Genomic DNA, 10,398 nt, shown 5'->3' on the forward strand with positions numbered 1-10,398 from the left:
CGGGCACTGCCCGCCGCTCTGTGTCTGCCCGGTGAGAAAAGCCGGCGGGCAGTGCCCGCCCTACGCCGACAAGGCTCGCTGGAACACCGCGCGCATGGCGTCGCTGAAGCAGCACAGCGTCACCTCGAGGTCATCGTCCGCGGCCGCCATTGCGTCGCGCAAGGCGCCCACCGCCACCGCGGCGGCCTGCGCGGCGGGGTAGCCGTAGACGCCGCAGCTGATCGCCGGGAACGCGATCGTGCGCAGCTGTTGCCCGCGCAGCAGGCGCAGCGCGTTGCGGTGGCAACGCGCCAGCAGTTCGGCTTCGCCGTCGTCGCCGCCACGCCAGACCGGCCCGACGGTGTGGATCACCCAGGGTGCGGGCAGCGCGAAGCCGGGCGTGATGCGCGCTTCGCCGGTGGGGCAGCGCACACCGGGAGCGATCTCCGGCAGCGCGCGGCAGGCTTGCAGCAGGGCTGGGCCGGCGGCGCGGTGGATCGCGCCGTCCACGCCGCCGCCGCCGAGCAGGCCGGGATTGGCCGCGTTGACGATGGCGTCCACCGTCAGGCGGGTGATGTCGGCGTGGATGATCTGGATGGGCATGCGGCGGCGGCTTATCTTATGCTTCGGTCAGGCACTCGGGCGTGGTGAGGCGGCAACCGGTCATGGCGAAAACGGAAGACCTTTCCTTCGGCTATCTGCTCAGCGACGTGACCTTGCTGTTCCGCAAGCACTTCGACCGGCGCGCGGTGAAATTCGGACTGACCCGCGCGCAGTGGCGTGCCACGAAGGTGTTGTACCACCGCGAGGGCCTGCGGCAAACCGAGCTGGCCGAATTTCTGGAAATGGAGCCGATCGCGGTGGGCCGGGTGATCGACCGGCTGCAGGCGGCCGGCTTCGTCGAGCGCCGGCCGGACCCCAAGGACCGCCGAGCCTGGCGCCTGTACGTCACCGAGCAGGCGCGGGTGATCGTGGGCGACATGGAGCTGATCGCGCGTGAGCTGCGCAAGGACGCCACCCGCGGCATCGACCACGACGAGCTGCAGCAGGCGTTGGCGGTGATCGGCCGGATCAAGGACAACCTGCTGGCGCTGGAGCAGGGCGACGGTGACACGCCCTGAGGCGTGTCGGCGGCCGCGGCCAGTACCATTGGTCGGGGTCGTCCGCGGCACGAGCCGCGGCATGGTGGCGGTTGCGGTCAACCCGTGGCCGCCGCACACGTTGTAACCAAGCTGATGCACAGTCGCCGGCACCCGCGGCGCCCTTGCCGCGCAAGAAACCCGCCATCGCGCATGGCGCGATGATCGAGAAGCTCCCGCGCATGTCCTGGAAAAAAATCGTCCTCGTGCTGACCGTCCTGCTGGCAGTTGCCCTGGCCCTGTATTTCGGGCGCGGCAGCGGCGACCGCAGCAAGGTCGCCAGGGCGCCCGCGGCGGTGCCGGTCGAGGTGGCCGTCGCCACCCGCGGCGACGTCGAGCTTTCGCTGAAGCTGGTCGGCCGGGTCGAGGCGTGGTCGACGGTGAGCCTGCGCGCGCGGGTCTCCGGCCAGCTGCAGTCGCTGTCTTTCACGCCCGGCGCCTTCGTGCGCAAGGGCAGCGTGCTGGTGCAGCTCGACCCGCGCCTGCTGCAGGCGCAACTGGACCAGGCACGCGGCAACGTGGCGCGCGGGCAGGCGCTGTTGCAGAAGGCGCAGGCCGACCAGCGGCGCTACGCCGACATGCTGGCCAGGGGTTTCGTCTCGAAGGCGGACTACGACCTGTACCAGGCCAATCTGGCGGTGGCCAGGGCCACCCTGCAGAGCGACCGGGCCGGGCAGGAACTGGCGCAGACCCAGCTCGACTACGCGCGCATCGTCGCCCCGTTCGACGGCATCGCCGGCGCGCCGCTGGTGTGGCCGGGCGCGCAGATCAGCGCTGACGACACCGACCTCGTGGTGCTCAACCAGGTCGAGCCGGTGCGCGTGGCGTTCAACATCCCCGAGGACAGCCTGCCCGCCGTGCGCGCCGCGCTGGCCGATGGCGCGGTCGGCGTGCAGGTGGTTGTCGCCGGCGACCACGCGGCACCGCTCACGGGTACGCTGGAGTTCATCGACAACGCGGTCGACGCCACCACCGGCACCATCGTGCTGAAGGCGCGCTTCGACAACGCCGAACACCGGCTCACTCCCGGCCAGTTCGTGCAGGTGAGTCTGCCCACCACGCGCCTGGCCGATGTGGTCAGCGTGCCGGTGCAGGCGCTGCAGAGCTCGAGCAGCGGCAGTTTCGTGTTCGTGCTCGGTGCCGACGGCAAGGTGCAGCAGCGCTATGTCACCACCGGCCCGATCAGTGCCGGGCGCAGCGTGATCGACAAGGGCCTGACGGCCGGCGAGCAGGTGGTGATCGAAGGCCAGATGCTGCTGATCGACGGCAGCGCCGCCAGCGTCAAGCAAGCTCTGCCATGAACATTCCCGAGCTCTGCATCCGTCGCCCGGTGATGACCACGCTGCTGATGACGGCGCTGCTGGTGTTCGGCATCGCGGCCTACCCGCAGCTGCCGGTGAACGAACTGCCGAACGTCGACTTCCCGACGATCAGCGTCAGCGCCAGCTTGCCGGGCGCCTCGCCGGAGACGATGGCCTCGGCGGTGGCGACGCCGCTGGAAGGCCAGTTCTCGACCATCGCCGGGATCAGCTCGATGAGCTCGACCAGTGCGCTGGGTTCCACCTCGATCACGCTGAGCTTCGAGCTGGACCGCAACATCGATGCGGCGGCGCAGGACGTGCAGGCGGCGATTTCCGCGGCGCTGCGCCAGCTGCCGAAGGAGATGACCACGCCGCCCACGTTCCGCAAGGTCAATCCGGCCGATGCGCCGATCCTGTACCTGGCGATGAGCTCCTCGACGCTGCCGCTGACCCAGGTCGACGAATACGCCGAGACCGAGCTGGCGCAGCAGCTGTCGATGATCGACGGCGTGGCCCAGGTAAACGTGTACGGTTCGCAGAAGTACGCGGTGCGCATCAGCGTGGACCCGGACCGGCTGGCTGCGGCCGGCATCGGCATCGACCAGGTGCAGAGCGCGATCGCCGACGCCAACGTCAACCGGTCCACCGGCTCGCTGTACGGCAGGCGCCAGCAGCTGCCGATCCGCAGCGACGGCCAGCTGCTGCGTGCGGCGGCCTACAACGACGTGGTGGTGGCGTACCGCAACGGCGCGCCGGTGCACGTGGGCGACATTGGCCGCGCGCGCGACAGCGTGCAGAACGACCAGCGCAGCAGCTCGTACAACGGCAAGCAGGCGATCGTGCTGGCGATCCAGCGCCAGCCCGGCGCGAACACGGTGGCCACGGTGGACCGGATCAAGGCGGTGCTGCCGGCCTTCCGCGCCGGGCTGCCGCCGTCGATCACGCTGGACACGCTGTACGACCGCTCGCAGTCGATCCGCGCATCGGTCGACGACGTGCAGTTCACCCTGCTGCTGGCCGGCGCGCTGGTGGTGTTCGTGATCTACCTGTTCCTCGGCAACCTGTCTGCCACGCTGATCCCGGCGGTGGCGCTGCCGATCTCGGTACTGGGTACGTTCGGCGTGATGTACGCGCTGGGCTACAGCCTGGACAACCTCTCGCTGCTGGCGCTGACGCTGGCGGTCGGCTTCGTGGTGGACGACGCGATCGTGATGCTGGAGAACATCGTGCGCCACATGGAAGCGGGCCTGCCGCCGTACGAGGCCTCGCTCAAGGGCTCCGGCGAGGTCGGCTTCACCATCTTCTCGATGACGCTGTCGCTGATCGCGGTGTTCATCCCGGTGATGTTCATGGGCGGCATCGTGGGCCGGTTGTTCCACGAGTTCGCGGTGGTGATCAGCGTGGCGATCCTGATCTCCGGCATCGTCGCGATCACGCTGACGCCGATGCTGTGCAGCCGCTTCGTCAAGGCGCACGAGCATGATCAGAAGAACTGGCTGATCGCCGGCTTCGACCGCGGTTTCGGCGCCGTGCAGCACGGCTACGCGAGCAGCCTGCGCTGGTGCATGGAGCGCCCGCGGCTGGTGCTGGCCGGTTTCGGCCTGAGCCTGCTGGCCACCGCGCTGCTGTTCTACGTGGTGCCGAAGGATTTCATCCCGGCCGGCGACACCGGTCAGCTGCGGATCAACACTGAAGGACCGCAGGATGTTTCGTTCGACGGCATGCTGGCGCGCCAGCAGCGACTGGCCGAGATTGTGGCGAAGGACCCGAACATCGCCGGCTACATGTCCACCGTGGGCGCGGGCGGCCCGCGCAGCACGATCAACAACGGCTCTATCCTGCTGATGCTGAAGCCGGCCGGCGAGCGCAAACTCGACGTGGATGGGATCATCCAGCAGCTGCGGCCGAAGCTGGCGACAGTGGCGGGCATCCGCAGCTACATCCAGAACGCGCCGGCGATCCAGATCGGCGGGCGGCAGTCCAAGGCGCAGTACCAGTACACGCTGCAGTCGGTGAGCCTCGACCAGTTGTACGAGTGGAGCGGCAAGGTGACCCGGGCGTTCGCCGCGCTGCCGGGCTTCGAGGACGTCACCAGCGACCTCGACCTCAACAGCCCGTCGATCACGGTCAAGGTCGACCGCGCCAAACTCGCGCCGCTGGGGCTCACCATGGCGCAGGTGCAGACCGCGCTGGGCATCGGCTTCGGCCAGAACCAGGTCTCCACCATCTACGGCTCGGCCACCCAGTACTGGGTGATCCTGCAGGTCGAGCGCAGGCTGCAGGACGACCCGGCGGTGCTGTCGCAGCTGTACGTCACCTCGGACCGCGGCAGCCTGGTGCCGCTGAGCGCGGTGGCCAGTTTCGTCCGCGAGCCGCAGGCGCTGACGGTGAACCACCAGGGCCAGTTGCCGGCGGTGACGGTGTCGTTCAATCTGGCGCCCGGCGTGCCGCTCAGCGATGCGGTGGCCAGCATCGACGGCGCGATGGGCAAGCTGGGCTTGCCGGCCACCATTACCGGCAGCGTGCAGGGCACTGCGCAGGCGTTCCAGCAATCCCTGCAGGGCATGGGCATGCTGTTGCTGCTGGCGGTGTTCGTGATCTACCTGGTGCTGGGCATTCTGTACGAGAGCTTCATCCACCCGCTGACCATCCTGTCCGGGCTGCCGGCGGCGGCGGTCGGCGCGTTGCTGACCCTGCTGATCTTCCACGCCGCGCTGGACCTGTTCGCCTTCGTCGGCATCGTGATGCTGATCGGCATCGTCAAGAAGAATGCGATCATGCTGATCGACTTCGCGCTGGAACGGCAGCGCGAAGAAGGCATGTCGCCGGCGCAGGCGATCGCCGACGCCTGTCGCGTGCGCTTCCGCCCGATCATGATGACCACCATGGCGGCGATGGCCGGTACCCTGCCGATCGCGCTGGGCATCGGCGCGGGCGCCGAGGTGCGTCGCTCGCTGGGCCTGGCGGTGGTTGGCGGCCTGCTGTTCTCCCAGGTGCTCACGCTGTACCTGACGCCGGTGATCTACCTGTGGATGGACCAGCTGCAGCGGCGCTTCCGGCGCGCGGGCCTGCCCGCGCGGGCGACGTAGTAGCTTGCGACATCCAGCCCCGCGCGACTAGGCTGACCGCTCCGTCATCGAGGGAACGGACATGCGTCGCCCGAGCACGATCGCCATCGTATTCGCCATTGCCGGCATGACCGCCTGCGCCCATGCCGGCACCCCCGCGTCGATGGACGCCGCTGCGCTGCAGGCGTGGGCCGGCAGACCATGGGACAAGGCCAGCGTGATGCACACCACGGTGGAGATCGGCCGTTACCACGGCGTGCCGGTGGTGGCCGAGCATCCCTGCGCGGACGTCTGCCCGCAGTACACCGTGCGCATCATCCACTACCAGCTGCCGCCAGAGGCCTCGTGCGCCAGCGTGGGCGGCGTCGAGAAGGAAGTGCTGGTGCCGATCGCGATCACCGTGATGCCGAAGACGTTCTGCGTGCCCAAACCGCTGGTGGCGTCGGGGCTGTACTACGCGAAATGAGGAGTGAGTGGAGAGGAGTGGGAAACGAGTAGGAGCCACCCTCGTTCTTCACCTTTGTCCGCTCGTGTCGCAAGAGCGGCGGGCAGTGCCCGCCCTACGGAGCCTGTCCTTGTAGGGCGGGCACTGCCCGCCGCTCTGCTCTCACTCGTTCCTCGCTCCAGAGCTCACTCGCCGGCGCCGTCCTTGGCGAACGCGCCCGGCGCGGAACCGAAGTCGCCGTTGGCCTGGGCGGCCATGTACGAGAACGCGGCGTAGACCGCCACGTTCTGCGCCAACTCGGCGGGGTCGATCTTGTCCAGCGTGTCGTTCGGGGTATGGTGCCAGTCGAAGTAGCGCGTGCCGTCCTGGGTCAGCGACAGCGCGGCCATGCCCTTGGCGTGCATCTGCGACAGGTCCGAGCCACCGCCGCCGGGCTTGCTGGCGTCGTAGGCCACGCCGACCGGTTCCAGCACCCTGGCGATCTGGCCGATGGCGTCGCGCGCCTCGGGCTTCACGCTGGCGCTCATGCGCCAGATCGGGCCGGCGCCGAAGTCCGACTCGGTGCCGAGCTGGAACTTCGCCACGTCCTTGGCGTGCTTGTCGGCATAGGCGCGACCGCCCCACAGGCCCATCTCCTCGTTGGCGAAGGCGATCACCCGGATGGTGCGGTCGGGGCGCTGCGGCAGCTCGCGGATCAGTTTGCCGGCGGCCATCGCGATCGCCACGCCAGCCGCGTCGTCGATGGCGCCGGTGCCCAGGTCCCACGAGTCGAGGTGGCCGCCGATGGCGACGACCTGGTTCGGGTGCTTGCGACCGGTGATCTCGCCGATCACGTTGGCGCCGGTGTACTCGCCGACCACGCCGCAGTCGAGGTCGAGTTTCAGCGTGACCGGCTTGCCGTAGGCCAGCACGCGGGTGAGCTGGTCGGCGTCAGGGTTGGCCAGCGCGGCGGCGGGGATCGCCTTGGTCGGGTCGCGGAAGCCGGCGACGCCGGTGTGCGGCGCGCGCTCGTGTGCGTCGGTGCCGGCCGAGCGCAAGAGGTAGCCGGCGGCGCCCTTCTCCGCGGCGAGCACCGGGCCGGCCACACGCACCGCCGAGCCCATGCCGTAGCCGTGGCCGTCCTTCGCACGCTCCATGCGGAAGTCGACGTAGACGATCCTGCCTTTGACGGCGGCCGGGTCGGCCGCCTTCAGCGCGTCGAGGCTGTCGAACCGCACCACCTCGGCGCTCAGCCCGCCCTTCGGTGTGGCGGGCGAATAGCCCAGCGCGGTCAGCGTCAGCGGTTGCGGGAACGGCGCCACGATCGCGGCGTGCTCGCTGCGGCGCACCCACTGCGGATAGCTCACCGGCTCGGTGTAGACCTTGTCGTAGCCCAGCTCCTTGAACTTCGCCACGGCCCAGTCGACCGCGCGGCGGTCGGCCGCGCTGCCGGGCAGGCGCGCGCCGACCTCGGTGGTCAGCGACGCGGTGACCTTGTACGCGGTGTCGTCGTGCAGCGCCTGGTCGCGCAGTTGTTCGGCCGTCTTTACGGCTGCGGCAGGAATCGTGGTGGTGGCGGCGCTGGCGATGCCGCTGGCCAGCAGGCCGGCGGCGAGCAGGGTGAGGGGAAGACGGCGCATCGGGGAACTCCGCTGGGTAAACCCCGATTATGGCGTGGTTGCCGGTGGCCGCTTAGGCCAGAAGTCATGGGTGGCGAGGAGCCGCTTCGTAGGGCGGGCAGTGCCCGCCGCTCTCGCTCGGCTGTGCCAAAGAGCCGGCGGGCGGTGCCCGCCCTACGCAGCCATGGCCTTGTTCGCTATGGCCGGTTCTTCAGCAGATCGCGGATCTCGGTCAGCAGGGCCACGTCGGCCGGCGGCGCGGCGGGTGCCTCTTCCTGCTTGCGGCTGAGCTTGTTGATCGCCTTGACCATCATGAAGATCGCGAACGCGATGATGATGAACTGGATCAGCGTGTTGATGAACGCGCCGTACTGGATCGCCACCTCGGCGATCTTGTGCTTCGGGTCGATGTCGTCGCCGGGCTTGAGCACCCACTTCAAGGCGGAGAAGTCGATGCCGCCGGTGAGCCAGCCGATCGGCGGCATGATGATTTGGTCGACCAGGGAGGTGACGATCTTGCCGAACGCGCCACCGATGACCACGCCGACCGCCAGGTCGATGACGTTGCCACGCATGGCAAAGGCCTTGAATTCGCTGATCATGCTCATGCTGCGTCTCCCCTCGAGTTGGGCCGGATGGCGGTGCGACTTTAGCGCGCCAACCTAGGCGCGCCCAGATGAAGGCGGCGTGGAAGCGTCAGACGATGCGTCCTTCCAGTTCCGTCACACCGACCAGCTCGGCGTGGAAGCGGTCGCCGCGCTGCAATGCGGCCACGCCGGCCGGGGTGCCGGTGAACACCAGGTCGCCGGGCTTCAGCTCGAACAGCGTGGACAGCGCGGCCAGAATGTGCGGCACGTCGTGCACCATCTCGCCCAGCGTGGCCTGCTGGCGCCGTGCGCCGTTCACGCTGAGCCGCAGCACGGTCTGCGCGTCCACCGTCGCCTCGCCGGCCGGGCGCAGCGCGGAGACCGGGGCGGAGTGGTCGAAGCCCTTGGCCACGTCCCACGGATGGCCCTTCGCCTTGGCCTGCGCCTGCAGGTCGCGGCGGGTCAGGTCCAGCCCCACGCCGTAACCCCAGACCAGCGCGGCGGCTGCGTCGGGGGCAAGGTCGCGGCCGCCGGCACCCAGCGCCACCACCATCTCCACTTCGTGGTGCAGGTCGGCGGTGGCTTGCGGATAGGGTATGTCGGCGCCGTCGCTGACTACCGCGTCGGCCGGCTTGCAGAAAAACATCGGTGTGGCCTTGTCCACCGTGGCGCCCATTTCGCGCGCGTGTTCGGCGTAGTTGCGGCCGATGCAGAACACCCGGCGGACCGGGAAGCGCTGGTCGGAACCGGTGATCGGCAGGCTGGGGATGGCGGGCGGGACGATGGCGTAGTTCATGTTCGCAAGCGTAGCAAACCGCGGCCGGGGCAAGGGCATCGAATGGAGGCTGCCGCGGCGTGTCGATCCTGCGCGTTTCCGTTCGTCATGTACGGGGTGACGGTGGAACGCGGATGACAGCTGTCACCGTCGATGGTTGATGCCAGGCTCTGGCAGCATGCCGGCATGTCGTTCATGCTGCACCTCACTATCAGGACATGGCCGTTTGTGCGGGAGTGGATGTGGACAACGCTGAACTGTTGAAGGAACTGCGCATCGAGCGCCACCAGCGCGAGGACCACGGGCGCAACCCGGGGCGCTGGCTGTGGATCGGCGGCGCCGTGGTGGTGCTGCTGTTGCTGCTCGGCGGCGTCGCGCGGCTGTTCTTCGGCCAGCATGCGGTCTCCGTGCAGACCGCCACGGCGGTGGCGCCCAGTGCCGGCGGCGAGGCGGGCGCGGTGCTGCAGGCGACCGGCTACGTCACCGCGCGGCGGCGGGCCACGGTGTCGGCGCAGATCACCGGCACGCTCACCGCGGTGCTGATCGAGGAAGGCGACCACGTGCGCAAGGGCCAGGTGCTGGCGCGGCTGGACGACCATGCGTGGCGCGCCGCGCTGGATGCCGCCCGGGCCCAGGCCGCCGCCGCCCACGCGCTGGTAGCGCAGTACCAGACGCAACTGGCGCAGAACGAGCGCGACGCCGCGCGCCAGCGCGAGCTGGCGGCGCAGGGGCTGGTGCCGAAACAGGCCGCCGAACAGGCGCGCACCCTGGCCGACAGCACGCGCGCCCAGCTCGCCGCACAACAGAAGCAGGTGGTGGCCGCCGACGCCCAGGCCGCGGTAGCTCGGGTCAACTTCGACTACTGCGTGGTGCGCGCGCCATTCGACGGAGTGGTCACCACCAAGGACGCGCAGGTCGGCGAGATCATCTCGCCACTGTCCGCCGGCGGCGGCTTCACCCGCACCGGCGTGGGCACCATCGTCGACATGGACTCGCTGGAGATCGACGTCGACGTCAACGAGGCATACATCGGCCGGATCAAGCCGGGCATGCCGGCCGAGGCGGTACTCGACGCCTACCCGGACTGGAGGATCCCTGCCCACGTGGTCGCCATCGTGCCGACCGCCGACCGCGGCAAGGCCACCATCAAGGTGCGCGTGGCGCTGGAGAAGAAAGACGCGCGCGTGGTGCCGGACATGGGCGTGCGCGTGTCGTTCCTGGAGGAGCAGCCGAAGGCGGCGGCCAGCTTGCCGCAGGGCGTGCTGGTGCCGGCCACGGCGATCGTGCGGCGCGACGGCCGCAGCGTGGTATTCGTGCTCGACGGCCAGCAGGCGCGCCAACGCGCGGTGATCCCCGCCGCGCAGACCTACGGCGAACTGCGCCTGCTGCCGGCTGCGGTGAAGCCGGGTGACAGCGTGGTGGTGTCGCCGCCGGCCGAACTGCACGACGGTTCGGACGTCCAGATCAGGAAACCGTAGTTCCTTTCATTACGTGTAGGAGCCCGCT

General features: G+C 69.4%; 9 protein-coding genes. 5 read left to right on the forward strand and 4 right to left on the reverse strand.

Annotation, left to right across the window (positions count from 1 at the left end):
• Window positions 1-60: 60 nt before the first annotated feature.
• On the reverse strand, window positions 61-582 hold the full coding sequence (locus tag UUA_RS01555) for an O-acetyl-ADP-ribose deacetylase (RefSeq protein WP_008433673.1): 522 nt from the start codon (window positions 580-582) through the stop codon (window positions 61-63).
• A 62-nt stretch (window positions 583-644) separates the two neighbouring features.
• On the opposite strand from UUA_RS01555, the gene UUA_RS01560 reads away from it, so the two are divergent.
• The 4 genes from UUA_RS01560 (at window position 645) to UUA_RS01575 (ending at window position 5,953) form a co-directional block, all read left to right on the forward strand.
• Window positions 645-1,100, forward strand: a complete 456-nt coding sequence (locus tag UUA_RS01560; RefSeq protein ID WP_008433675.1) for a MarR family winged helix-turn-helix transcriptional regulator — start codon at window positions 645-647, stop codon at window positions 1,098-1,100.
• 200 nt (window positions 1,101-1,300) lie between these two features.
• Complete coding sequence (locus tag UUA_RS01565) at window positions 1,301-2,419, forward strand: efflux RND transporter periplasmic adaptor subunit (RefSeq protein ID WP_039953400.1); 1,119 nt, start codon at window positions 1,301-1,303, stop codon at window positions 2,417-2,419.
• Window positions 2,416-5,508, forward strand: a complete 3,093-nt coding sequence (locus tag UUA_RS01570; RefSeq protein WP_008433679.1) for an efflux RND transporter permease subunit — start codon at window positions 2,416-2,418, stop codon at window positions 5,506-5,508. Before UUA_RS01565 ends, UUA_RS01570 begins: the two co-directional genes overlap by 4 nt.
• 61 nt (window positions 5,509-5,569) lie before the next feature.
• Entirely contained in the window at window positions 5,570-5,953 is a 384-nt protein-coding gene (locus tag UUA_RS01575) for a hypothetical protein (RefSeq protein WP_008433681.1), read from the forward strand.
• A 164-nt stretch (window positions 5,954-6,117) separates the two neighbouring features.
• On the opposite strand, the gene UUA_RS01580 is transcribed toward UUA_RS01575, so the two are convergent.
• The 3 genes from UUA_RS01580 to UUA_RS01590 form a co-directional block, all read right to left on the reverse strand.
• Window positions 6,118-7,551, reverse strand: a complete 1,434-nt coding sequence (locus UUA_RS01580; protein WP_008433682.1) for a M20/M25/M40 family metallo-hydrolase — start codon at window positions 7,549-7,551, stop codon at window positions 6,118-6,120.
• Window positions 7,552-7,727: 176 nt separating this feature from the next.
• A complete protein-coding gene (mscL, locus tag UUA_RS01585; protein ID WP_008433684.1) occupies window positions 7,728-8,138 on the reverse strand; it encodes a large-conductance mechanosensitive channel protein MscL in 411 nt (136 codons plus the stop codon).
• An 88-nt stretch (window positions 8,139-8,226) separates the two neighbouring features.
• The gene (locus UUA_RS01590; protein ID WP_008433686.1) at window positions 8,227-8,913 is read right to left on the reverse strand and encodes a fumarylacetoacetate hydrolase family protein; all 687 of its coding nucleotides are present in this window, start codon (window positions 8,911-8,913) and stop codon (window positions 8,227-8,229) included.
• A 197-nt stretch (window positions 8,914-9,110) separates the two neighbouring features.
• On the opposite strand from UUA_RS01590, the gene UUA_RS01595 reads away from it, so the two are divergent.
• Window positions 9,111-10,370, forward strand: a complete 1,260-nt coding sequence (locus tag UUA_RS01595; protein WP_039953399.1) for an efflux RND transporter periplasmic adaptor subunit — start codon at window positions 9,111-9,113, stop codon at window positions 10,368-10,370.
• Window positions 10,371-10,398 lie beyond the last annotated feature (28 nt).

This window comes from Rhodanobacter thiooxydans LCS2, assembly GCF_000264375.1.
GTDB lineage: Bacteria > Pseudomonadota > Gammaproteobacteria > Xanthomonadales > Rhodanobacteraceae > Rhodanobacter > Rhodanobacter thiooxydans.